The sequence below is a fragment of the Mesorhizobium sp. C264A genome (assembly GCF_040324515.1).
Taxonomy (GTDB): Bacteria; Pseudomonadota; Alphaproteobacteria; order Rhizobiales; family Rhizobiaceae; genus Mesorhizobium.
The window spans coordinates 2,879,281-2,903,345 of the sequence record NZ_JAMYVY010000001.1 but is presented as its reverse complement, the minus strand read 5'-3'; the positions used below and the strand labels follow the sequence as shown (position 1 = coordinate 2,903,345).

18 protein-coding genes and 1 pseudogene are annotated in these 24,065 nt (G+C 61.3%); 14 read left to right on the top strand and 5 right to left on the bottom strand.

What is annotated here, in order from left to right; translation table 11 throughout:
* Positions 1 to 33: 33 nt before the first annotated feature.
* Positions 34 to 573: a carboxymuconolactone decarboxylase family protein gene (locus tag NKL04_RS14305; RefSeq protein ID WP_023684792.1), complete on the top strand. Its 540-nt coding sequence runs from the start codon at positions 34 to 36 to the stop codon at positions 571 to 573.
* A 46-nt stretch (positions 574 to 619) separates the two neighbouring features.
* On the opposite strand, the gene NKL04_RS14300 is transcribed toward NKL04_RS14305, so the two are convergent.
* Positions 620 to 1,078, bottom strand: coding sequence for a hypothetical protein (locus NKL04_RS14300; RefSeq protein ID WP_031202147.1), 459 nt, complete (start codon positions 1,076 to 1,078; stop codon positions 620 to 622).
* A 65-nt stretch (positions 1,079 to 1,143) separates the two neighbouring features.
* Between NKL04_RS14300 and NKL04_RS14295 the strand changes: the two genes are divergently transcribed.
* Together NKL04_RS14295 and NKL04_RS14290 are read left to right on the top strand one after the other, a co-directional pair.
* Positions 1,144 to 1,887: a 2OG-Fe(II) oxygenase gene (locus tag NKL04_RS14295; RefSeq protein ID WP_023701853.1), complete on the top strand. Its 744-nt coding sequence runs from the start codon at positions 1,144 to 1,146 to the stop codon at positions 1,885 to 1,887.
* 378 nt (positions 1,888 to 2,265) lie between these two features.
* The gene (locus tag NKL04_RS14290; RefSeq protein ID WP_023701851.1) at positions 2,266 to 3,888 is read left to right on the top strand and encodes an ABC-F family ATP-binding cassette domain-containing protein; all 1,623 of its coding nucleotides are present in this window, start codon (positions 2,266 to 2,268) and stop codon (positions 3,886 to 3,888) included.
* A gap of 45 nt (positions 3,889 to 3,933) precedes the next feature.
* Here NKL04_RS14290 and NKL04_RS14285 read toward each other — a convergent pair whose 3' ends face one another.
* From NKL04_RS14285 to NKL04_RS14275, 3 genes are all read right to left on the bottom strand, one after another.
* Positions 3,934 to 6,555, bottom strand: a complete 2,622-nt coding sequence (locus NKL04_RS14285; RefSeq protein ID WP_031199429.1) for a bifunctional diguanylate cyclase/phosphodiesterase — start codon at positions 6,553 to 6,555, stop codon at positions 3,934 to 3,936.
* A 262-nt stretch (positions 6,556 to 6,817) separates the two neighbouring features.
* Positions 6,818 to 7,711: a hypothetical protein gene (locus NKL04_RS14280; protein ID WP_023701849.1), complete on the bottom strand. Its 894-nt coding sequence runs from the start codon at positions 7,709 to 7,711 to the stop codon at positions 6,818 to 6,820.
* A 236-nt stretch (positions 7,712 to 7,947) separates the two neighbouring features.
* Positions 7,948 to 9,594: an acyl-CoA synthetase gene (locus NKL04_RS14275; protein ID WP_023701847.1), complete on the bottom strand. Its 1,647-nt coding sequence runs from the start codon at positions 9,592 to 9,594 to the stop codon at positions 7,948 to 7,950.
* A 201-nt stretch (positions 9,595 to 9,795) separates the two neighbouring features.
* Between NKL04_RS14275 and NKL04_RS14270 the strand changes: the two genes are divergently transcribed.
* The 4 genes from NKL04_RS14270 to NKL04_RS14255 all read left to right on the top strand — a co-directional run bounded on the left by NKL04_RS14270 (position 9,796) and on the right by NKL04_RS14255 (position 16,062).
* The gene (locus NKL04_RS14270; protein ID WP_031209569.1) at positions 9,796 to 10,917 is read left to right on the top strand and encodes a KamA family radical SAM protein; all 1,122 of its coding nucleotides are present in this window, start codon (positions 9,796 to 9,798) and stop codon (positions 10,915 to 10,917) included.
* A gap of 150 nt (positions 10,918 to 11,067) precedes the next feature.
* Positions 11,068 to 14,877 (top strand): methionine synthase, encoded by a 3,810-nt coding sequence (gene metH, locus NKL04_RS14265; protein ID WP_023701845.1) that lies wholly within the window; start codon positions 11,068 to 11,070, stop codon positions 14,875 to 14,877.
* A 190-nt stretch (positions 14,878 to 15,067) separates the two neighbouring features.
* Positions 15,068 to 15,658, top strand: coding sequence for a BA14K family protein (locus NKL04_RS14260; RefSeq protein ID WP_023701844.1), 591 nt, complete (start codon positions 15,068 to 15,070; stop codon positions 15,656 to 15,658).
* An 86-nt stretch (positions 15,659 to 15,744) separates the two neighbouring features.
* The gene (locus NKL04_RS14255) at positions 15,745 to 16,062 is read left to right on the top strand and encodes a DUF2934 domain-containing protein (protein WP_023701843.1); all 318 of its coding nucleotides are present in this window, start codon (positions 15,745 to 15,747) and stop codon (positions 16,060 to 16,062) included.
* Between the two features lie 34 nt (positions 16,063 to 16,096).
* Here NKL04_RS14255 and NKL04_RS14250 read toward each other — a convergent pair.
* Positions 16,097 to 17,096: pseudogene (locus NKL04_RS14250) on the bottom strand (IS481 family transposase).
* Positions 17,097 to 17,343: 247 nt separating this feature from the next.
* On the opposite strand from NKL04_RS14250, the gene NKL04_RS14245 reads away from it, so the two are divergent.
* From NKL04_RS14245 to NKL04_RS14215, 7 genes are all read left to right on the top strand, one after another.
* Positions 17,344 to 17,985 carry a hypothetical protein gene (locus tag NKL04_RS14245; RefSeq protein WP_352723789.1) on the top strand — a complete coding sequence of 214 codons (642 nt, stop codon included), beginning with the start codon at positions 17,344 to 17,346 and terminating at the stop codon, positions 17,983 to 17,985.
* Positions 17,986 to 18,528, top strand: a complete 543-nt coding sequence (locus tag NKL04_RS14240) for a hypothetical protein (RefSeq protein ID WP_023701468.1) — start codon at positions 17,986 to 17,988, stop codon at positions 18,526 to 18,528.
* A 71-nt stretch (positions 18,529 to 18,599) separates the two neighbouring features.
* Positions 18,600 to 20,237, top strand: a complete 1,638-nt coding sequence (locus NKL04_RS14235; RefSeq protein ID WP_023701469.1) for an ATP-binding protein — start codon at positions 18,600 to 18,602, stop codon at positions 20,235 to 20,237.
* Between the two features lie 406 nt (positions 20,238 to 20,643).
* On the top strand, positions 20,644 to 21,471 hold the full coding sequence (gene minC / locus NKL04_RS14230; protein WP_023701471.1) for a septum site-determining protein MinC: 828 nt from the start codon (positions 20,644 to 20,646) through the stop codon (positions 21,469 to 21,471).
* Between the two features lie 49 nt (positions 21,472 to 21,520).
* Positions 21,521 to 22,336 (top strand): septum site-determining protein MinD, encoded by an 816-nt coding sequence (gene minD, locus NKL04_RS14225; RefSeq protein WP_023670342.1) that lies wholly within the window; start codon positions 21,521 to 21,523, stop codon positions 22,334 to 22,336.
* Positions 22,333 to 22,605 (top strand): cell division topological specificity factor MinE, encoded by a 273-nt coding sequence (minE, locus tag NKL04_RS14220; RefSeq protein ID WP_023684809.1) that lies wholly within the window; start codon positions 22,333 to 22,335, stop codon positions 22,603 to 22,605. Before minD ends, minE begins: the two co-directional genes overlap by 4 nt.
* 236 nt (positions 22,606 to 22,841) lie before the next feature.
* A complete protein-coding gene (locus NKL04_RS14215) occupies positions 22,842 to 23,924 on the top strand; it encodes a transposase (RefSeq protein ID WP_023701472.1) in 1,083 nt (360 codons plus the stop codon).
* The last annotated feature ends 141 nt before the right edge of the window (positions 23,925 to 24,065 follow it).

The window sequence follows — 24,065 nt, the reverse complement described above, 5'->3', positions numbered from 1 at the left end:
AATGCCTCGCTGCCACCAACCAAGGACCGTCCCATGGCCATGATCCCGCCGATCGACTACGCCTCGGCATCGCATGACATCCGCGCCGAGCACGACAGGGAGCTTGGCCTGCGCGGACGCATGACCAACATGAAGCGCATCCTGCTGCATTCACCGGCGGCCCACCGCATCTATGCCGAATGGTTCACCCTGCGCGATCTGCTCAAGCCCGCACTCGACGACCGCGCTGTCTGGCTGTTGTCGCTGGCGATCTCCGAGAGATGCCGCGCCGAGATACCGCTTACCTTCTTCCGCCGCGCGCTGATCGATGGTGGCCTTGATCCCGAGGCAATCCAGCCAACCTCCGACGAGGCGTTGCTGATCGAATTTGGCAAGGCAGTCGCCGCCGATGCCAATGTCATTCCGAACGACATCTGGGCAGCGCTGAAGGCTCGCTATGACGACACGCTGCTGGTCAACCTCGTCGCCTTCGCCGGCATCATGGTGGCGACCTGCCTGTTCACAAACGCGGTGAGGGTCGATCTGGACCCTGAGTTGGAGGCGTATCGCCGCAAGGGTGCCGATCCGGTCTGATGCGATCGATACGCAGTCGATCTGCAGTGGATATCGCCCGGAAGGATCAGCCGTAGTAGCCGGCTCCAAACAGCAAAAGTGTTTCCACCTGGGAGTCCGCTTCTTTTCCTATGGCTGTCCAGATGCTGATGCCGAGAGCATTCGAAATCGCGCTATCGATCTCGACCTTCACATGGGGGTCGGTTTGTCTCAAGAACCTCAGCGCAACCTCCATGGAAATCGGAAACAGCGACGCGCCACCCAGTTCCAAGATCGCAGGCGAGGTGAATTCTAGCGCTTCGAGTGCGCCATCGGCCTTGTAATAGGCGAATACTCCAAGGTCCGGCCAATGGTCGGCCGGAACGCTGGTTGGGCTCCGCCGGAAGACCTTGAGCTCTCCTGAAAAGAAGGATCTGACAGTCGCCTTAGACGATCCGAGAGGAAGCCCTTTGACGCCATTTAGCGGTTCGATCGAAAGATGCATGTACACAGTTAATCGCTGCCGGCAGCAGATGACAATGTTCATCGCAGGAATCGGGTGGCCCAGGCGCCTCGTTCGCCCCACTTTGACCGCAAGCAAAGGAGGCATCCATGACCATCCATTCGATAAGCACCAAACGCGCAGCCCATTCGGCCGAAGCGCGCATCGCAGCGCAGGACTGGAGTGCTCTGATCGGCGAACTGAACAGCCACGGCAGCACCGTCATGCCGGCGCTGCTTTCACCCGAGGAGTGCACCGAGATCGCCGGTCTCTATCCGCATGAGGACCATTTCCGCAGCCATGTGGTGATGGCCCGCCATGGCTTCGGCAAGGGCGAGTACCGCTATTTCCGCTATCCGCTGCCGGATCTGGTCGGTGGCCTGCGCACCGCGCTCTATCCGAGGCTGGCCGGCGTCGCCAACGACTGGAACGAACGCATGGGCGTGGCACGGCGCTATCCCGATGACCATGCCGCCTTCCTCCAGCTTTGCCACGAAAGCGGCCAAACGCGGCCGACGCCGCTTCTCCTCCAGTATGGCCCCGGCGACTTTAACTGCCTCCATCAGGACCTCTATGGCGACCTCGCTTTTCCGCTGCAGGTCGCAATCCTGTTGTCGCAGCCGGGCGAGGATTTCGCCGGCGGCGAATTCGTGCTGACCGAGCAGCGCCCGCGCATGCAAAGCCGTGCCGAAGTGGTGCCGCTGACCCGGGGCGATGCGGTGATCTTTGCTGTCCACAACCGCCCGGTGCAAGGCACGAAAGGCCATTACCGGGTCAACCTCAGGCACGGCGTCAGCCGCCTGCGCTCGGGACGGCGGCATACGGTGGGAATCATTTTCCACGACGCGAAGTGACAATTCGTCGGACACTGCCAAAGCACTTCACTACCGGCTGCTTATTGACATGGCGAGTTCGGCGGAACAGTCTCCGCTTGTGTAAGAGAGGGGAATTTATGAAACGATCCTATGAGAAGCCGACACTCGTCAGACGGGGCAAGCTCGCCTCGCTCGCCGCCCAGCAGGTGCCGTCAATAGAAGCGGAAGTGCCCGCACCGAACTGAGTACAGAAGCTGGTTCAAAAACAGCCCGTTGCGCAAATCGCGCGGCGGGCTGTTTTGCATTCTGGAGGTGCGGACCGCAGCGGCTTTTGCGCGCGGCGTCAAATGGGCGCTTCCTCTGGCGCGGCCGATCGCGTAAGGGCCGGGGAAAATCCTCCAAGGTTCTTCCAGTCGCATGATCCGTCTTGAAAGCATCATCAAACAGAACGGCCGCCAGCTTGTCTTCATCGAGGCCTCGGCCTCGCTACAGAAGGGCGAGAAGATCGGCCTTGTCGGTCCGAACGGCGCCGGCAAGACGACTTTGTTTCGCATGATTACCGGCCAGGAGCAGCCCGACGAGGGCCAGGTGCAGGTCGATCGCGGCGTCACCATCGGCTATTTCAGCCAGGATGTCGGCGACATGGCCGGCCACAGTGCTGTGGCCGAAGTGATGAACGGCGCCGGGCCGGTCAGCGACGTGGCGGCCGAAATGGCCGAACTCGAGGCGGCCATGGCCGATCCCGAGCAGGCCGACCGGATGGATGAGATCATCGAGAAATATGGCGAGGCGCAGCACCGTTTCGAGGAACTCGACGGCTATGCGCTCGATGGCCGCGCCCGCGAAGTGCTGGACGGCCTGGGCTTCAGCCAGGAAATGATGGACGGCGATGTCGGCAAACTGTCCGGCGGCTGGAAGATGCGCGTGGCGCTGGCCCGCATCCTGTTGATGCGGCCCGATGTCATGCTGCTCGACGAACCGTCCAACCATCTCGATCTCGAAAGCCTGATCTGGCTGGAGCAGTTCCTGAAAGGTTATGAGGGCGCGCTGCTGATGACCTCGCATGACCGCGAGTTCATGAACCGCATCGTCAACAAGGTGGTCGAGATCGACGCCGGTTCGCTCACCGCCTATTCCGGCAATTACGAATTCTACCAGCAGCAGCGGGCGATCGCCGACAAGCAGCAGCAGGCGCAGTTCGAGCGCCAGCAGGCCATGCTGGCCAAGGAGATCGCTTTCATCGAGCGCTTCAAGGCGCGGGCGTCACACGCCGCCCAGGTGCAGAGCCGGGTGAAGAAGCTCGACAAGATCGATCGTGTCGAGCCGCCCAAGCGCCGTCAGATCGTGAATTTCGATTTTCAGCCGGCGCCGCGCTGCGGCGAGGATGTCGTGACGCTGAAGAACGTCCACAAGGGCTATGGCAGCCGCTCGATCTATGAGGGGCTGGACTTCCAGGTCCGCCGCCGCGAGCGCTGGTGCATCATGGGCGTCAACGGCGCCGGCAAGTCGACACTGCTGAAGCTGGTGGCCGGCGCGTCTGACCCGGATGCCGGCACAGTTGCTCGGGGGCCGAGTGTGAAAATGGGCTATTTCGCCCAGCACGCCATGGAGGTGTTGGAGGGCGAACGCACCGTGTTCCAGACGCTGGAGGACGCGTTTCCGCAAGCCGGCCAGGCGCCGCTCAGGGCACTCGCCGGCTGCTTCGGCTTTTCCGGCGACGAGATCGAGAAGAAATGCCGGGTGCTGTCGGGCGGCGAAAAGGCGCGCCTGGTAATGGCGCTGATGCTGTTCGACCCGCCCAACCTGCTGGTGCTGGACGAGCCGACCAACCATTTGGACATCGCCACAAAGGAGATGCTGATCACGGCGCTGTCGCAATACGAAGGCACCATGCTGTTCGTCTCGCACGACCGCCATTTCCTGGCCGCACTCTCCAACCGCGTGCTGGAACTGACGCCAGAAGGCATCCACACCTATGGCGGCGGCTATACCGAATATGTGGAGAGGACCGGGCACGAGGCGCCGGGGCTGCGGACCTGACGCAGGTCCTGCGTCCGCATTTGCGTCCGGCAAAGCCAGGATTTGTCAGCTCGCCGCCAGCCATTTGCGCGACTGCGCGAAGGCCTTGAAGGCTTTGGCATCCATCGGGTAGCCGAACAGGAAGCCTTGCAGGATGTCGCAGCCAAGCTCTTTCAGGATGCGCGCGTGCTCCATCGTCTCGACGCCCTCGGCGATCACTTCGATCCCGAGCGACTTGCCGATGTCGATGATGGACGACACAAGCTGCCGCTGTGCGGTTGAGCTGGTGATGGGGGTGACCAGCTGGCGGTCGATCTTGAGGCGACGGGGCCGCAACTTCAACAGCGAGACGATCGAGGCATGCCCGGTGCCGAAATCGTCGATCTCGACGTCGATGCCGAGCCCCTTGATGTGTTCGATGTTCCAGCTGACCAGCTCGTCGTTTTCGTCGAGGAAAATCGACTCCACCAGTTCGAACGACACGGTCCCTTCCTTGATCGGAAGCTTGCGCAAACCCTTGATCAGGTCCCTGTCTTCCAGGCGCCGTGCGGAAACGTTGACCGAGACGCGCGGGATGTTGAGGTGGCTGCGCGACCAACGCTCGAAATTATCGAGCGCCTGCTCCAGGACGGTGCGGTCGATAAGCGCCACGACATTGAGTTCTTCAGCCAACTTGATGTAGGCGTCGGGGGTCAGCATGCCGCGTTGCGGGTGATCCCAACGCGAGAGCGCCTCGACGCCGACGATCTCCAGCGTCTTGGCGTCGAACTGCGGCTGATAGTAGACGACGAATTCGTTCCGCTCGAGCCCGCCCAGAATCTCGTCGGCGGTCTGCTTGGTCCGCACGATCTCGCTCTGCAGCTCTTCGTTGAAAAACTCGTAGCGGTTGCGGCCGCGGCCTTTCGCCCGGTACAGCGCCAGATCGGCATTGACAAGCAACTGCCTTGCATCGACGCCGCTATTGGCCGCAATGCCGATGCTGACGCCGAACCGGCACTGGTGACCCAGATAGTCGACCGGCTGGCGCATCGCATCGATAATGTGGTCGGCCAGCGCGGCGAGTTCCTTGTCGTCGCGTCCATGGCTCAGCACGACAAACTCGTCGCCGCCGATGCGCGCAACGAAATCGGCACTGCCGACGCTGGCCTTGATGACTTTCGAAGCATGCACCAGCAAAGCATCGCCCGCTGCATGGCCGAGCGTGTCGTTGATCTGCTTGAACCGGTCAAGGTCGAGATGCAGCAACGCCGCACGGCCGTCGGCTTCGCGGTTTTCGGCAAGCATCTCGTCCAGATACCGACGGTTGGGCAGACCGGTCAGCGAATCATGCATCGCGACATGCTCGATGCGGGCTTTGGCCAGGTTCAGTTCGGCATTTTTCGATTCTGAAAGGCGACGTTCACGCATGAGATTCTCGTTGAGCAGCACGTCGCCTGTCACATCCCATTCGGCGCCGATCATTTTTGGCGTGCCGTCGATGTCCCGGAAGAAACTGGCGCGGGTGCGCACATGGCGAATGGTGCCGTCCGGCCGCAGGAGCCGATACTGCGAAGAGTAGGGGCCTTGTGTTGCAACAGCCGAATCGAAATCTGCTTTAGCCCGTTCGAAGTCTTCGGGATGGATCGCCAAGGCCCAGTCGTCATAGCTACGGGTCTTGCCGCCGGCGGGTTTGCCATAGATTTCGTTGATGCGGTCGTCCCATACGAGTTCGTTGCTGACGGTATCGTGCTCCCACACGCCTATAGCAGAGGCTTCCAACGCCAGCTCCAGCCGCCGGGACAGGCGCCTCAACTCGGCGTCATTTTTCTGCCGCTCACCGAAAAGACGTCCTGCCACGAGGATCGGCAGCACCACCAGCGCGCCGGCAAGCGCCATGAGCAGACGCAACAGCCACTCATTTTTCGGAGCGGTCGGCCAACCGCCCTTCGGTATGGCTGAAATTTGCCAGGAGCCTGAAGGCAATTGCACCTCTGCCATCACCGGATTGCCGGACACGACATTATCGCCGCCGAAGAACAGTTCCCCGCCGCCGCCGAGCGCATCCTTGCCGATAAGCGCCACATCGATATCCAGATCAGGGTCGGTCAGTCCGCTGGCAGCGTAGAGCCGATCGACATCGATCACGGCCGAGACGATACCCCAGAAACGGTCGCCGCCACCCGCCGTCGGCACGAAGACCGGGATACGGCCGATGAAGCCACGTCCGCCTTGCGCCAGTTTGACCGGCCCGGCGAGCACCAGCGCGCGCTGGTCACGGGCGCGAAGCGCGGCCGTGCGTTGCGTATCGCTCTTGCGGTAGTCCAGCCCGATGGCTTTTTCATTGCCTTCCAGCGGATATATCAGCGCGATGACGAGGTCGGGGGCGCCGGCAATATCGCGCAACTGCGATTTTTGCTCGAACAAATTACGGGCGAGTGCCCCAAATCTTTGCTGGCCCATATAGGGCTCGGTAACGATTGTCGAAACGAGACCCTGAACCAGCTGGAGATTGCCGCCTATGTTGCCTTCGAGCTTGGCGCGTATGATGTTGACCTTGGCGAGGACGTCGGCGCGCGCCAGCTGATCGGAGACCTCTCTGTTCCTCTGGTCGGCAACCAGGGCGCAGACGAGAAGCACGACAAAGGCAATCGCCGCCGGCAAGTTGGCGGAAGAAAAAACGGCCCGTTTCAACCGGCCGGAATTGAGCATTGCACCTGCCAACTCGATCCGAAGACCTTTCCAGGACAGTAGTCCTTCGGTCGACCATAGTAGCTAAAGCTTAAGTTTGAGCTTCGAGACGAATCCGAGAACAAACGGTAAGCTTTTGGCTGCCAGGGTCCAGCCGAAATCTGAATGAGTGTCCGAAAGTAGGACGCCAGGTTGCAGAGTTCTGCAACCCAGCGGCGAAGTCATATTCGCCTCAGATTGCAACAAGCCGCCTTATCTTGCCGCGCGGGCCCTTGCGGGAGGCTTACTTCCCAGCCATTTGATCGGCCAGCGCCTGCGCCTGGGCGAGCAGCGCCGGGAAAGCCGGGTCAGCCGGCAGGCGCTCCGCCATGCAGGCCCGGTAGTCGCTGTCGCCCTTGTCCCAGGCGGCGTTGGAGGAATCGAACGCTTTTTCGTCCTTCAGGTCCGATGCCTGGTAGGCCTCCTGGAATTTCTGCGCGGCGGCGTCCGCAGCAGCCCACACGGCGTCGCAAGCGGCGATCTTCGGAACGGCAGGGGCTGCCGGCGCTGCGACAATTCTCACGCTGTTGCCTTTGACGAGCGTAACGATGACTTCCTGCTCATAGATCGGCCCGACGTCCTGCGTCCAGCCGCCGAGCCGTGCGAAGGCGATGTCGGCGCCTTCGGGTTTCTTCAATGGAAAGTCGAGCGTTCCCTCGAAGGCGGCGTCGCTGTTGATCGCCTGGGTATAGAAGGCATCCAGCTTAAGCGCCTCATCGATGCCGGCGGGCAGTTTGAAACTTTCGTCGGTCTCGGCGGTTCTGGACTGGAGCCAGCGCTCCAGCAGCCCTCGCGTCGTTGCCACCAGGCTGGGCCCGTCGTCGCCCTTGGTGTATCGCAGCCCATCGAGCATGCCATAGCCGATATCGGAGTCGCTGAGGCTTTCGATATTGATTGTGCCGGTTGGCGGAAAGTCCTTGACCGCCAGCGGCCCGATAATGCCGGCAAGACGCTGCTGGAGGTCGGCCAGCGCCTTCTCGTTCTCAGCGTCGATGGTCTCGATTGCCGCGTTCGCGCTGTTCAGCGCCGCGATATCAGCCATCGCCTTGTCACGCGCGGCGACATAGTCGTCCTCCGGCGAGGCCGCGAAAGCCACGCTGCTCACCAGCGCAAACAGAAACGTCCAGACCCACCGCATGATATAAACCCTGCTCTACGTTCGATTCCAAGGATACATGACAACATCGGGCTGAAAAAAGACGGCGTTGGAGCTGCCCCCTTGAGGGAGGAGATGGCCGGCAGGCCAGAGGGGGTCGCCGCGCGTGAAGCGCTGACTCCTTTTGCAGCGCGAGACGACGTTAGCGCTTCACGCGCAACGACCCCCTCTGTCGCCTTCGGCGACATCTCCCCCTCGAGGGGGAGATTGGCGCCTAATCACGCCTTGCGCTTCTCCACCTCCGCCTTCCTCAGCAGGAAGCGCTGGATCTTGCCGCTTGGGGTCTTCGGCAGTTCGGTGATGAACTCGACCTCGCGCGGGTAGGCGTGCGCGGAGAGCCGTTTCTTCACATGCTGGGCAAGCTCTTCGGCGAGGTCGGGGTTGCCCTTGTAAGCCGGCGCCAGAACGACGAAGGCCTTGACGATCTCGGTGCGCTGCGGATCGGGCACGCCGACGACAGCCGCCTCGTTGACCGCCGGATGCTCGATCAACGCGCTTTCGACGTCGAACGGGCCGATGCGATAACCGGCCGAGGTGATGACATCGTCGGCGCGGCCGATGAAGGAAACCGAACCGTCCGGCTCGTACTCCACCGTGTCGCCGGTGCGGTAGTAGCCGCCCGTGGTCGCCGGCGTCTCGGCTTGGTGATAGCCGTCGAACCAGCGCAGCGGCGACTTCGCGATGTCGACGGCGAGGATGCCGGGCTGGTTGGGGCCGAGCTCGTTGCCGGCCTCGTCCAGTACCACCATGCGATATCCGGGCATGGCGAAGCCGGCCGAGCCCGCGCGAACGACATGCGAGAGCCCATGATGGTTGTTGACCATCATGCCGTTCTCGGTCTGGCCGTAGTGGTCGTGAATGGGCGCGGCGAGATTTGCGTCGAACCAGCGGATGACTTCCGGGTTGAGCGGCTCGCCGGCGCTGCTCACCACGCGCAGTCTGCCTTTGACTCGGGCCGCAGCTTCCGCGCCTTCCGCCATCAGCAGGCGATAGGCGGTCGGCGAGCCGGCAAGGCTGGTGACGCCGAGCCGCTCGATGATGTCGTAAGTGCTCTTGGCGTTGAAGGCGCCTTCATGGAAGGTCGTGGCGATGCCGAGCTGCAACGGGCCGGTGATGGCGTAATAGAGGCCGTAGGCCCAGCCGGGGTCCGCGATGTTCCAGAAGATGTCGTCGGGCAGCAAGCCGATCGCGTCGCGCATATAGGCGCCGAAGGCGAGCAGGGCGCGAAGCGGCACCGGGACGCCCTTGGGCAGGCCGGTCGTTCCCGACGTCGACATCATCATGAACAAATCGTCGCCCTTGCGCATCACCGGCTGGCAGTCGGGCGACGCGGTGCCAAGCGCGGCGCGGAAATCGATGTCGCCTGCAGGCAGCACATCGCCATTGCCAAGGATGGTGGCGATTTGCGCTGATGTCTCGACCTCGTCGAGCTTGCCGCGATTGGCCGGGTTGGTCACCACGATCTTGGCGCCGCTATAGCCGAGGCGGTGCTCGATGGCTTTCGGACCGAAGGCGGTGAACAGCGGCTGGTAGACCGCGCCGATGCGCCACGTCCCGAGGATCAGCGCCACCAGTTCGGGGACGCGCGGCAGCATGCCGGCGACGACATCGCCGGCACCGACGCCGGCGGCCTTGAGCACATTGGCGGCGCGCCCCGACATGTCGGCGAGATCGTCGAAGCTGAATTCGCGAAGCTCGCCGCCGGCCGAGATCGCGCGCAGCGCCAGCCGGTCTTCTCCGGTGTAGCGGCCGCAGCATTCGACATAGGTATTGATGCCGGTTCCAGGGTTGCCATACAACCGCGCGATCTCATCTTCGATGCGAAAGCGCTGAACGGCATCCTCATAGCGCGGCATTTTGCTCATGGCGATCCTCCCTAGGCGGCGCCCATCTCCCCTTGGAGCGCCTTATCGGTGAGATTGCCTGAAATTGCTGCGCTGGTCGATTACGGCGATAGTCGGGGGATGCGAAGGACCGCAGCGCAGCGACAATCCGCGCTGAGCCACTGGAGTTGACCGAACCGTCCATCCGGCCGATAGCACCGCCAGAATTGCCCCGAGGCCCCAATGACCCCAGACTCAACTTTCGATGACGCGGCCATCGCCGACGAAGGACGCGATGCCGACACCGCCTGGCAAAACGACATCCGCGCGGGCGTGCGCCACGTCCGCGATCTCGCCTCCCTGCCGCTGTCACCCGCCGAGCGCGCGGCGGCGCAGGAGGCGGCCGTACGCCACAAGGTGCGTGCCCCCAAAACCTATCTCGACCTGATCGACTGGAACGATCCCGCCGATCCGATCCGCGCCCAGGTCATTCCATCGCCGGATGAGCTGACGGAAACGGAAGGCGAGCTCGACGATCCGATCGCCGACCATGCCTTCAGTCCGGTGCCGCGACTGACGCACCGCCACGCCGACCGGGTGCTGTTGTTTGCGACCTACCAATGCGCGGTCTATTGCCGTTTCTGCTTCCGCAAGGAATCCCTGACCTCGATCGGCCGCGGCTATACGCGAGAAGCGCTCGAAGAGGCTTTTGCCTATATCGAAGGCCATACCGAAATCCGCGAAGTGATCCTGACCGGCGGCGATCCGCTTTCGCTGCCGGACAAGGCGCTGGCCGAAATCCGCGCCCGTATCGAGACGATCGCGCATGTGAGGCTGCTGCGTATCCACACACGCGTGCCTGTCGTGCTGCCCGCGCGCATCACGCCGGGGCTGGTTGGCGCCTTGCAGGGCCGGCTGATGGTCACCGTCGTCACCCATTTCAACCATGCGCGGGAGATCACGCCGGCCACCGAATTGGCCTGCCGCGTCATGCGCCAGGCAGGCTTCGTGCTGCTCAACCAGAGTGTCCTGCTCAAGGGCGTCAACGACACGGTCGAGGTGCTGGAGGAACTCTGCCGCGAACTGATGTACCGGCTCGGCGTCAAACCCTATTACCTGCACCATGGCGACCTCGCGCGCGGCATGGCGCACAGGCGCACCACGATTGCGCAGGGACAGGCGCTGGCCGGTGCGTTGCGCGCCCGCCTGTCGGGCATCTGCAATCCCGTCTATGTGCTGGACCTGCCGGAAGGCGGCGGCAAGGTGCCGCTCGGGCCATGCCATGTCGAGGGGCGGGAAGAGCAGGACTGGCGCATCCGCGGCCAGGATGGCGAGGTGAGGCTGTATCGGGACGTCGTGGTGTAGGCAGGGCGCAGCGGCGACGATGACCGCCGCCGTCACATTGTCGATCGGGATGACCATCGCACCAAACTCTCGCCACGACGCGTTCGCCTGCATTCCGTATGTTGACATAAAGATATCCTTATGTGATGGTTGTCGCCTCAAGGATAAAAAATGTCGCAGAATTCTGCATCGCTGGACGCATTGTTCGGCCCCGTCGCGGCAAAGCCCGATGGGTCCGAAGTGCTTGCGGCGCTGACGGCAGCGGCACGCGAGCGCATCCTCATCCTCGACGGCGCCATGGGCACGCAGATCCAGGGTCTCGGTTTCGACGAGGAGCATTTCCGTGGCGAGGCTTTTGCCGGCTGCACCTGCCACCAGCAGGGCAACAACGACCTCTTGATCCTGACGCAGCCGAAGGCGATCGAGGAAATCCATTATCAATACGCCATCGCTGGCGCCGATATCCTCGAGACCAACACCTTCTCCTCGACCTCCATCGCCCAGGCGGACTACGGCATGGAGGATGCCGTCTACGCGCTGAACCGGGACGGCGCGCGACTGGTGCGTCGGGCAGCGGCGAGGGCACAGCAGGAAGACGGCAAGCGGCGCTTCGTCGCCGGCGCGCTCGGGCCGACCAACCGCACCGCCTCGATGTCCCCCGACGTCAACAATCCCGGCTACCGCGCGGTGACCTTCGATGAATTGCGCCTGGCTTATGGCGAGCAGTTGCGCGGCCTGGTCGACGGTGGCGCCGACATCATTCTCATCGAGACCATCTTCGATACGCTGAACGCCAAGGCGGCGATCTTTGCCTGCAACGAGATTTTCCTCGAAAAGGGCGTGCGCCTGCCGGTGATGATTTCGGGCACCATCACCGATCTCTCCGGCCGCACGCTGTCGGGCCAGACGCCGACCGCCTTCTGGCATTCGGTGCGCCATGCGAGCCCCTTCACCATCGGCCTCAACTGCGCGCTCGGCGCCAATGCGATGCGCGCGCATCTGGCCGAAATTTCAGGCGCCGCCGACACCTTCGTCTGCGCGTATCCGAATGCCGGCCTGCCCAATGAATTCGGCCGCTATGACGAGAGCCCGGACTTCATGGCCGCGCAGATCGAGGATTTTGCGCGGGAAGGGCTCGTCAACGTCGTCGGCGGCTGCTGTGGCTCGACGCCGGACCACATCCGCGCCATCGCCGAGGCTGTCAAGAAATATCCGCCACGCGCCATCCCCGAGATCGAGCGCAAGATGCGCCTGTCCGGGCTGGAGCCGTTCACGCTGACTGATGAGATTCCCTTCGTCAATGTCGGCGAACGCACCAACGTCACCGGCTCGGCCAAGTTCCGAAAGCTGATCACGGCGGGCGACTATGTCCCGGCGCTCGACGTGGCGCGCGACCAGGTCGCCAATGGCGCACAGATCATCGACATCAACATGGATGAAGGCCTGATCGATTCGAAAAAGGCGATGGTCGAGTACCTCAATTTGATCGCCGCCGAACCCGACATCGCCCGTGTTCCGGTGATGGTCGACTCCTCGAAATGGGAGATCATCGAGGCCGGGCTGAAATGCGTGCAGGGCAAGCCACTGGTCAACTCCATCTCGATTAAGGAAGGCGAGGAAGCCTTCCTCCATCACGCGAAACTGGTGCGCGCCTATGGCGCCGCGGTGGTCGTCATGGCCTTCGACGAGGCCGGCCAGGCCGACACCAGGGCGCGCAAGGTCGAGATCTGCACCCGCGCCTACAAGCTGCTCACCGAACAGGCCGGCTTCCCGCCCGAAGACATCGTCTTCGACCCCAATGTCTTCGCGGTCGCCACCGGCATAGAGGAGCACGACAATTACGGCGTCGACTTCATCGAGGCCACCGGCGAGATCACCGCCACGCTGCCGCATGTGCATATCTCGGGCGGCGTCTCGAACCTGTCCTTCTCCTTCCGCGGCAACGAGCCGGTGCGCGAGGCGATGCACGCGGTGTTCCTCTACCATGCCATCCAGCGCGGCATGGATATGGGCATCGTCAATGCCGGTCAGCTGGCCGTCTACGACACGATCGAGCCGGAGCTGCGCGAAGCGTGCGAGGACGTCGTGCTCAACCGCGCGCCCAGGGCTGGCGGCACCGCCACCGAACGCATGCTGGAGATCGCCGAGCGTTTCAAGGGCACGGCCGGCAAGGAAGCCAGGGAGCGCGATCTCGCCTGGCGCGACTGGACAGTCGAGCAGCGGATTTCGCATGCGCTGGTCAACGGCATCACCGAATTCATCGACGCCGACACCGAAGAGGCGCGGCTTGCGGCCGAGCGGCCTCTGCATGTCATCGAAGGCCCGCTGATGGCCGGCATGAATGTCGTCGGCGATCTGTTCGGCGCTGGAAAGATGTTTCTGCCGCAAGTGGTGAAGTCGGCGCGCGTGATGAAGCAGGCGGTGGCCGGATTGCTGCCGCACATGGAGGCCGAAAAACTGGCCAACGCCGCCAATGGCATCGACAATGGCGAGCGCCAAACAGCCGGCAAAATCCTGATGGCGACTGTAAAGGGCGATGTCCACGACATCGGCAAGAACATCGTCGGCGTCGTTCTGGCCTGCAACAATTACGAGATCATCGATCTCGGCGTCATGGTGCCGGCGGCGAAGATCCTGCAGACGGCTCGCGAGCAAAATGTCGACATCATCGGCCTGTCCGGCCTGATCACCCCGTCGCTGGACGAGATGGTGCACATGGCCGCCGAGATGGAGCGTGAAGGGTTTGACATTCCGCTGCTGATCGGCGGCGCCACGACCAGCCGCGTGCACACGGCGGTGAAGATCCACCCGCGCTATTCCAAGGGACAGACGGTCTATGTCAATGACGCCAGCCGCGCCGTCGGCGTCGTGTCATCCTTGCTGTCGAACGAGACCAAGGGCGGCTACGTCGACACAGTGCGGGCCGAGTACAAAAAGGTCGCCGACGCGCATGCCCGCTCCGAGGCCGACAAGCAGCGGCTGCCGCTGGCCAAGGCCAGGGCCAATGCGCACAAGGTGGACTGGTCGACCTATGAGCCGCCGAAGCCGTCCTTCACCGGCGTCAAAGTTTTCGGCAACTGGGACCTGACGGAGCTCGCGCGCTACATCGACTGGACGCCGTTCTTCCAGACCTGGGAGTTGAAAGGGCGTTACCCCAAGATCCTCGACGACGAGAAGCAGGGACCGGCGGCACGCCAGCTTTTCGAGGATGCGCAGGCGATGCTGACAAAAATCATCGCGGAAAAATGGTTCGCGCCGCGCGGCGTCATCGGCTTCTGGCCGTCCAATGCCGTCGGCGACGACATCAGGCTGTTCACGGATGAGGCGCGCTCGCAGGAGCTTGCCACTTTCTTCACGCTGCGCCAGCAGCTGATCAAGCGCGACAGCAAGGCCAATGTCGCGCTGTCGGATTTCGTCGCACCGGCCGACAGCGGCAAGCCGGACTATATCGGCGGCTTCATCGTCACCGCGGGGATCGAGGAGGTGGCGATATCAGAGCGCTTCGAGCGCGCCAATGACGATTATTCCTCGATCATGGTCAAGGCGCTGGCCGACCGTTTCGCCGAAGCGTTCGCCGAGCGCATGCACGATAAGGTGCGCAAGGAATTCTGGGGTTACGCCGCCGACGAGACGCTGGCGCCGGACGAACTGGTCGGCGAGCCTTATCGCGGCATCCGCCCGGCGCCCGGCTATCCCGCGCAGCCCGATCATACCGAGAAGGCGACCTTGTTCCGGCTGCTCGACGGCGAGCGCAATGCCGGCGTCAGCCTGACCGAGAGCTATGCGATGTGGCCGGGCTCCTCGGTCTCCGGCATCTATCTCGCCCATCCCGAAAGCTATTATTTCGGCGTCGCCAAAGTCGAGCGCGACCAGGTCGAGGACTATGCCCGCCGCAAAGCCATGCCGCTGGCCGATGTCGAGCGCTGGCTCGGCCCGATCCTCAACTATGTCCCTCAGCACTATGCCGAGGCGGCGGAATAGCGGCTGCGACGTGGCCCAATGGCTGCTCGACCGCTCCCTTGATTTTTCACCGTCGAAAAAAATCGCGCCGCACCCGGTTCTCGGCGAGCTGCCGGTTGTCGGTCGGTCAGACTTAGGTCCCTCGCGCCTGCTTTTCTGGAACAAGCCGTGATGTCCCGCATTTTATTGGCAGGGACACAAGGAGTGTCGAGTGAAAGCGATTTTGGGACTGGTCGGCGGCTTCGTGCTGACCCTTGCGGTGTTCGGCAGCGGGCTGGTTTTCGCAGCCTGGCTGCTTGCCGCCAAGCCTGTGCGGGAGGCAAGGCCCACCGTCAGCGTGGCGGAACTGTGGACCCGGAAAGCGCGGCCGGTGGACAAGACGGCGCAGGACTTCGAACGTGTGCCGCCCGAGCAGTCCGCGCCTGCCGACATCGCCGCCAAGGAGCCAGCTCAGGACCCGGCCAGGCAGCAGCCCGATCCCACAGTCACCGGCGCCATCGCGCGGACCGAACTGCCGCCGCCGCATCTCGCCTGGTGCGCCAGCCGATACCGCTCCTACGATCCCGACGACAACAGCTACATGTCCTATAGCGGACAGCAGCGCACCTGCGTATCGCCCTATCTCGCCGCCGACCGCGTCGCGCCGCGAGAGGCAAGCTACGTCGAGGGCGCGGGCGCCTACGCGGCTGCCGGCGGCGAACCGGACCATGTCGCCTCCTGCTTCAGCCGCTATCGCTCCTACCGTCCGGAAGACAACAGCTACCAGCCATATTCCGGCGGGCCGAGACGGCAATGCGAATAGCCAGCGCGAAGGGCGCCGCGAACGATTGCGACCGCGCGATTTCTGGGGGTCGTTCGGATCGTCCTCAAAGCCCAGGGAGAACCACCATGGAAGACGACCGGCATCACAAGATACAGCAGCGCGCCTACCAGATCTGGGAGCGCGAAGGCACTGGCGACCCCGAGCACCACTGGCACCGGGCCGAGGCCGAAATCGACCGCGAGGCGGCGCTGCCGCTAACCGCCGACGACGCCCTGCCGCGCGAGATCGCCAGCACTGACATCCTGACCGTCGAGGAACTCGCCGTGCGCACCGGTATATCGGGCGACGAGGCGCAGGAGCTGATCGACAGGCTGGGCACGGACAGGGCAGCGGTGGAGCAGGCCGCAACGGGGGTGACAGGGGAGCAAAGGGCGAAGTCTTGAGCAGGAACATTCGGTCGGGGCCTTGATTTACGATCTAGGTGTTTAGTCCCAAGGTTTGATGGGTTGGATCGAGCCTGAATCGTTCGGGCTCTTTTGTCCAGATTTTGCAGATGTATTCAAAGGGCGTGAGGCCCTTGAGGGTCTTCAGTCGACGGCCGAAATTATAGGCTAAGACGAAATCGGCGAGATGCTGGCGCAGTTGGTCATGGCTCTCGTAGTAGAAGCGTTTGACGGTCGCATCCTTGATCGTGCGGTTCATGCGTTCGACCTGGCCGTTGGTCCATGGGTGCCTTGGCTTTGTCGTTCGGTGGTCGATATCGGCCTTGGCGCAAGTATGTTCGAAGGCGTGCGCCCATATGATTTCTCCCGCCGCCATGGCTTCCTTGATCAGCGGAACGGCCGAGCCGCCGGCACCTGGGGTCGTGAACTGAATGCCGTTGTCGGTAAGCACTGTGTGGATCTTGTAAAGGGACAGCATCAAGAAGATGGCGCAGGAAATCGGCGGAGACCGCTGTCGTTGCCTTCTCGTGCAGCTCGACGAAAGCGAACTTCGAGGTCCGATCTATGGCCACGAACATATGCAGCTTGCCCTGCTCGGTTCGGACCTCGGCGACGTCGATATGGAAGTAGCCGATTGGATAGGCCTTGAACTTCTTCCTTGCCGGCTTGTCGCCCTCGACATCCGGCAACCTGCCTATCCCGTGACGCTGCAGGCAGCGATGCAAGGATGACCGCGACAGATGCGGGATCGTCGGTTGGAGAGCATAGAGGCAATCGTCCAGTGGCAGCAGCGTATAACGCCGAAAGGCGACGATGACCGCCTCTTCCTCAGTCGATAGCACTGTCGACTTCGGATCTCTGGGGCCAGTCGGAAGATCGGCGGCCGACGTCCGGTTCCTCCACTTCCTAACCGTCTTCTGATTGATGCCGTAGCGCTTCGCCAGCGCCCTCAGGCTCTCTTGACTATGCTGTATCGCTCGACGGATCGCCTCTGTCGTCGTGGCGCTCCCATGAGAACCTGGCCCATAGCGCATCCTTTGATTCGGACGAAAAGTATGCGCCATCAAAGCCTGGGATCAAACATCTAGGGAGGATGACTTGGCCGTGAAAGTCACCAACGGGAAGAAGAGCACACCTCAAGCGACGAGTGGTCTCACTATTTCGCACGTGATTCGTGTCCTTGGCTCAATACCAGAGGACGCCCGTGATCCTCCGTGGATTTTTGTGGTCTTCCGGCATCTTTGGGAGCTATCTTGTCTCCGTTTGGGGGGGGGTGTCCACATGCAACATTTGCGACCAATTTGCCTTGCGGCTTTGATATGTATTCCCTTAGCAGCAAGTGCTAGCGCTGAAGATGGTTTCTCATGGTCTTATCCTGCCGATTCCCTGACAGTGCTAAAAGAAGCAAAGACCCCTTTTGTGGCGAATGCGGCTGGAAAAATATCTGAAAATTGGACCTTTATTTCGAGTAGTTTTGAGAAGGTCGGTGTTCCAACGGAGTCATTCCAAAGAAGCATGAATCACAATAGGCTGCTTCTAAAGGCGGCTGCGGCGGAGCCGGATAGTGATTTTTCATCGATTTTAATGGAAGACGTCGAGGACGATTTATCTATAAAAGCAAATTATATAAACAATGCTGTATTGTTTAATCCATCATCGTATAGTGAAGTTGCAATTGAAGTCAGAACGGTAAAGAAAGGCAAAGAGGTAAACGGATATTTTGTTGGGTTCAGCCCCAGGCATTTGGCAGGTGACGATCCTATGTTCCGATTTAACAACCCTACCAGTCCAAGTAGTGGATCGCTTCCTCCAGGTCGTTACGAGATGACCGCAATGTGGAATGGCAAGATCGTTCAACGGCAAGAGGTCAGCGTTGGCATATTCGGTCAAGGTAGCAACACCGTGACTTTCTTGGTTCCTTAAATGGGTATCAAAGATGTAACTGAAAAATTCAAATCCGGATGGAATGCTGTTACCGCCGTTGCGGCTGTCGTGATCAGCGTCATCGCGAAAATGGTTGCGGATCCTCCTACACTCTGGCGCGATGCTGGACAGCAGCCTGTTTTCATTTTTTTCGTAGCAACGGTGATTGTTGCGGTGGGCGTGTCAAGCGCGACGGCAGGAAAAGAGCCCGAGCATCGGACGCGTTTGGGTTGGATGGTGGGGCTCGTGGTCGCTGTCGCCGTCGCGTATTTCATCATGTCTGCTCAACTAAGTTGTCCATTTGCCGGCGAACGCATGGCTGCGGGTTGGGCCTATTTGCCCGCTGCAACGGAATACGTCGCCAAGAATCCTCAGCTGAATTGTAGTCTTTTGATTGCCGATTTCACTGGCAATACGGACAGTATCTGGCCAAGAAACCAGATATTAGGTACATGGCTTCTTCTGTTCACAACTTATATTCTAGCTGTTACGCTCGCGGCCGCCGCGGTAGTGCGGATCATGCAGAATCTAACAGGTCGATAACCAACGTGCAGCTTTGCTGGCCAATCCGCCGCCAAATCCCAAAAATTAGCGAGCCATAAAGCAGGGAAGATTTGCGCGTTCAACGGGTCAAGATCGGACATTGGCGTCATTTCGAAGGGGTAGAGTTCAGTCTTCCCGACGACGCGCCGGTTGTCTGCGTAGTTGGCGGCAACGGAACCGGTAAGAGCCTATTGCTCGAACTGATCTCGGCGTGCGTTCAAAACATCGGGCTCTCGCCTGGAGCGGAGAGCGCGCGCGGCAACCCCTTCAACGAAGATGCTACTTTTGAGGTAACTTTTTTTATTGCACTTAAGACAATTGCTGACCTCGATACGGCAGGGGCTTTTCCGAACGAAATGCAGCAGGATTATCGGACCTGGGATCGCACTCTGGTTGTCGGCCGCGACGCAGAGCAAGGCTACAAGCTGATAGCTGGAGGCGTGACTTGTGAACGATCCGGCAGTTTTGCCGGTCTTGTCGTTCACCTAATTAAGCAGAGCGCGTCAGTTCACTATCTTTCTCTCGACGCCGATCGCGCATATCCTAAATTCCAAGTCGAGGCGCACCAACTGGCTGAAGTATTCGGTAGAGATTGGGGAGAATCTACGAATAAGCAGAGTTCCTTTCGGATAACGCGAAACCTCTATGAAGAGTGGTTTAGATTTCTAGTTGGCAGAGAGAATCAGGGGAATAATAGGCACGTACAAGAGATCCGTGCTGCGCGACAAGCTGGAGTGAACGATCCGATATTCGTAGATCAATTTGCTAGCTATAGGAATGCAGTCCAAAAAGTTTTACCTCACCTGATGTTTATCGGAATTGATCCTCTGACAAGAAGCATCAAATTCGACTCAACGGGGATACCACTGAATTTCGATCAATTGAGTGGCGGCGAACGCGAGATCGCCTTTCTTGTTGGTCAGGTAGAACGTTTCGGCCTTAAGAAAGGCCTGTTGTTAGTCGATGAGCCAGAGCTTCACCTAAACAATGATTTACTAAGGGCTTGGATCGGCTTTCTAAAAGATAGCGTTGAGGAAGGGCAGATTTGGTTTGCCACGCATTCGTTGGAGGTTGTGGAGGTAACAGGGCAGGATGCTACGGTTATCCTGCAGCGGGACGAGCAATCCCGACAGGTGACCGAAGCTGCGCCGCTTAACCAACATCCGGTCGTCGCAACGCTTTCGCGGGCAATCGGCTCACCAGCATTTTCCATCTCCAATCTGGCCTTCATTCTTATTGAGGGAGAGGAGGAAATCGGAGAGAGGGAGAGGTTTAGACTTCTCTGCGAAATACCTCCTCATGTCCGCTTCATGGAGGCCGGATCTTGCAACGACGTGGTTCGGCGAATTGAGGAGTTGAGAGATCTTGCTATCGCATCAGGGCAAATGATCCGAATTGGGGGCGTAGTCGATCAGGATTGGCGGCCAAAACAGGAGCAGGATGAACTTTCAGAACGAGGACTCTTCGTCTTGGGCGTGCATGAGATCGAAAACTTCTTTGTTCACCCGCCCACGTTGAAAGACTTCTTGTCAATGAATGGTGGTGACCCGAGAACGGTTGAACCGACCTTGGTTGCTGCGGCGGACCGGCGTGCAGGTTCATGGATTTTCGATGCGGCTAGGACTGATCGGAAAATTTCGCGGGTTTCCGGTGCCGTCCAAGGATGTTCGAGAGCTCGTTCATCGTCTGACATGGGAAGACTTTGGTGATTTAGAAGTTCGATCCGAAGAGATTGCACGGGTTCACGGCGGCCTCGGAGAAGAAGAGATATTGGCCCTCAATACGCATATCGTTGCTCGCGCCAAAATCTATGGGCGTAAACGGATGGACGGAGACATTTGGAGGGTTTGCGAAGGCAAAGAGGTATTTCGCTTGGTTCTTCCCGAGTTTGGTATCGCCGATGAGGATGCAGGGGAGCGAGCAGTGACTGCTGTCTGGAAGCGACGGCCGGACTTGTTACCGGAGGAACTGGTTGCCCTTCGCAACTACATACGAAGCGTATAGTCGCGGGGTATCACTGTCTGATCAAAAGCTGCCCTTTGCAATGCGCCCTCGTTAACCTTTCATTAACCATACCACCGGTAGCGTTTACCTCTCAGTAAGGAATCGCCCGCCGTGACCTTTGCCGCTCCCCTCGAGGCCAAATCCATTCGCTTTCGCGCCCGCTCCTTCGTCGCCTTCACGCTGACGCCGGAGGCGCCTTTGGATGTTTGGCTGGAGAGCCTCGATCGCTGGGTCGGCAACTCGCCGGGCTATTTTGCCGGGCGCCCGGTGGTGCTCGACCTGAACGTGCTCAAGCCCGATGTCGTGGCCATCGAAGCGCTGGTCGATCTTCTCGGCCAGCGCGGCATCCGCATCTATGCCATCGAGCTTGACGGCGGCACTGAGCTTGGCGCGCATCTGCCGCCGGTGCTGGTCGGCGCCAAGGAGGCGACCACCGACGGTCTGCTGCAGCCGAGCCGCAAGGCGGGCAGGGAGGACGCCACTGCCGTAAGCGACATGAAGGCGACCGGTGGCATCAAGGCAGAGGCCGGCGATTTGAAGGCGGGCGACTTGAAACCGGCGAGCGATGCCAAGGCGCAGCCGAAAGACGCCAAAATTGCCGCACTCGACGCCGGCACGTTGATGATCCGCTCGCCGATCCGTTCGGGCCAGCTGATCTTCCATCCGCATGGCGATGTCATCGTGCTGGGCTCCGTCGCCTCCGGCTCCGAGATCGTCGCCACCGGCTCGATCCACGTCTATGGCACGCTGCGCGGCCGCGCTTCGGCAGGCGCTCAAGGCAACACGGCGGCGCGTGTCTTCTGCCGCAGGAACGAAGCCGAACTTCTCTCGGTGGATGGCTGGTATTGCACGGCCGAGGAGATGGACCCGTCAGTCCGGGGCAAGCCTGTGCAGGCATTTCTCGACAACGGCATGCTGCGCATCGCCCCTTTCAGCTAATGCGTCTCGCCCGACAACGACATAACGAACAACAACGGAGGCTTTATTGATGGGCAAGGTAGTGGTGGTCACCTCGGGCAAGGGGGGCGTCGGCAAGACAACCTCTACCGCGGCTCTGGGGGCGGCGGTTGCCAAGACCGGCAAGAAGGTGGCGCTGGTCGATTTCGATGTCGGCCTGCGCAACCTCGATTTGATCATGGGCGCCGAACGGCGCGTGGTGTTCGACCTCGTCAACGTCATCCAGGGCTCGGCAAAGCTGTCGCAGGCGCTGATCCGCGACAAGCGGGTCGAGACTTTGTTCCTGCTGCCGGCCTCGCAGACGCGCGACAAGGATGCGCTGACCGAGGAGGGCGTGGCCGAGGTCATCGGCAAGCTGCGCTCGGTGTTCGACTATGTCTTCTGCGACAGCCCGGCTGGCATCGAGCGCGGCGCGCAACTCGCCATGCGCTTTGCCGACGAGGCGGTCATCGTCACCAATCCGGAAGTGTCGTCGGTGCGCGATTCCGATCGCATCATCGGCCTGCTTGATTCCCGCACCTTGCGGGCCGAGGAGGGCGAGCAGATCGCCAAGCATGTGCTGGTCACGCGCTACGATGCGGGACGCGCCGCGCGGGGGGAAATGCTGTCGATCGACGATGTGCTGGAGATACTGTCGGTGCCGCTGCTGGGCATCATTCCGGAAAGCCAGGATGTGCTGCGCGCCTCCAACCTCGGTTCGCCGGTGACGCTGTCGGAGCCGCTGAACGCCGCCGCCAAGGCTTACATCGACGCGGCCAAGCGCCTCGAGGGCGAACAGCTGCCGGTCATCGTGCCCTTCGAGCGCAAGGGCTTCCTCGATCGTCTTTTGGGAAGGAGGGCGGCATGAACCTGCTCGACATCTTCAAGCGGCGCACCAGCGCGCCGGTGGCGCGCGAACGGCTGCAAGTGCTTCTCGCCTATGAGCGCCGCAACCGCAGCCAGCCCGATCTCGTCTCCATCCTGCGCGAGGAGATCATGGCGGTGATCGCCAAGCATGTGCAGATCGACCAGGACTATCTGCAAGTCTCGATGGACCGCGGCGAGACCATGTCGACGCTGGAGATCGACATCCAGATCCCCAACAAGAGCGCAGTGCCGCTGGCCATGGCTGGGTGAGGTTACCCTCCCCCTTGTGGGGAGGGTCGATCCGCAAAGCGGATCGGGGTGGGGGTCTGCGCGGACTTCCGCCATCTTGGGTTCCTCTCCCAGACTTTCGTGAGGGAAGAGGAAATCCACATCCCCCACGGTCAGCGCTAGTACCCCCGCCCGGACCTACGGTCCGACCTCCCCACAAGGGCATAGGCGCTAAGATAGGTATTGCCCTGCGGAATCGGGTGTGATTCTACACTGCGATGACACACGAATCGCTTGTTGATGACGGCTGGGCCGAGACGATTGAGCTTCTGGGCGGCGAAGAGTTGATCGCAGCAAGTGCCCGCGAGACGAAGGCGTTCCTGCGCCCGCGCGGCGTCAGGTCGGCGAGCGACCTGTTGCGCCTGACACTGGCTTACTGCCTTGGCAAGGTTGGCATGCGGGGCGTCGTGGCTTGGGCGGCGGCGAGCGGGATAGCCGACATTTCGGACGTGGCGTTGCTTGGCCGGCTGCGCAATGCAGGACCATGGCTGCAGCAGTTGATTGGGCACCTTTTGAAGCGCGAGGATGCAGGTTTGGCCAAAGGCCGACTGGTTCGCATCCTCGATGCGACAGCGGTTGCCAAGGCCGGTGCGTATGAGAAGAAGAACAATGGTCTTTGGCGCATGCACTGCGCCTTCGAGCTTGAGCGCGAGCAGTTCGACTTCATCGAGATCACCGACCAGAGCGAGGCCGAGTTGATCGACCGCGTGCCGGTGGTGCCGGGCGAGATCCGCATCGGTGACCGCGCCTATCTGCAGGCCGAGCGGATCGCCAAGGTGATGGCGCAAGGCGGCGATGTTGTTGTGCGCGCGTCGTGGAAAAACGCGCGATGGCTCGACGCCAACGGCAGGGCGTTCGATCTCATCGGCTACCTGGAGAACTGCCGGGAGGAAGTCTGCGAAACGCCTGCCCGGCTGGCACTCAAGAAGGGCGAGCCTGTGAAGATGCGCCTGATCGCCTTGCGCAAATCCGAGGCCGCGGCACAAGAAGCGCGGCGCAAAATCAACAAGGAAGCCAGGGCCAAGGGCAACAAGGTTCAACCGCAGACGCTGATTGCGGCCGGCTTCGTCCTGCTTGTGACCTCGCTTGACCGGGAGGAGTTTCCCGCCGATACGGTCCTCAAGCTCTACCGCATGCGCTGGCGCATCGAACTCGCCTTCAAGCGCCTGAAGAGCCTGATCGGGCTGCGCTCTCCTCCCGCCAAAGACCCAAGGATCGCAAGGCCTTGGATCCTTGCCCACTTCCTCATCGCGCTCGTGACCGAACCCCTCTCGCAGGAGTTGGGTGTCTCTCCCCCTTGAGCGACGGGCGCCCGCTACTGTGGCGCGCAACCCGCCAGATCGTCGCCTCTCTGATCGCGACCATCTTTACTCAACCTTCCTTGGCGGCCCTGCGCCACAATCTCCATGCCTTGCGATATCGCTGGCGCGAACCACCACGAA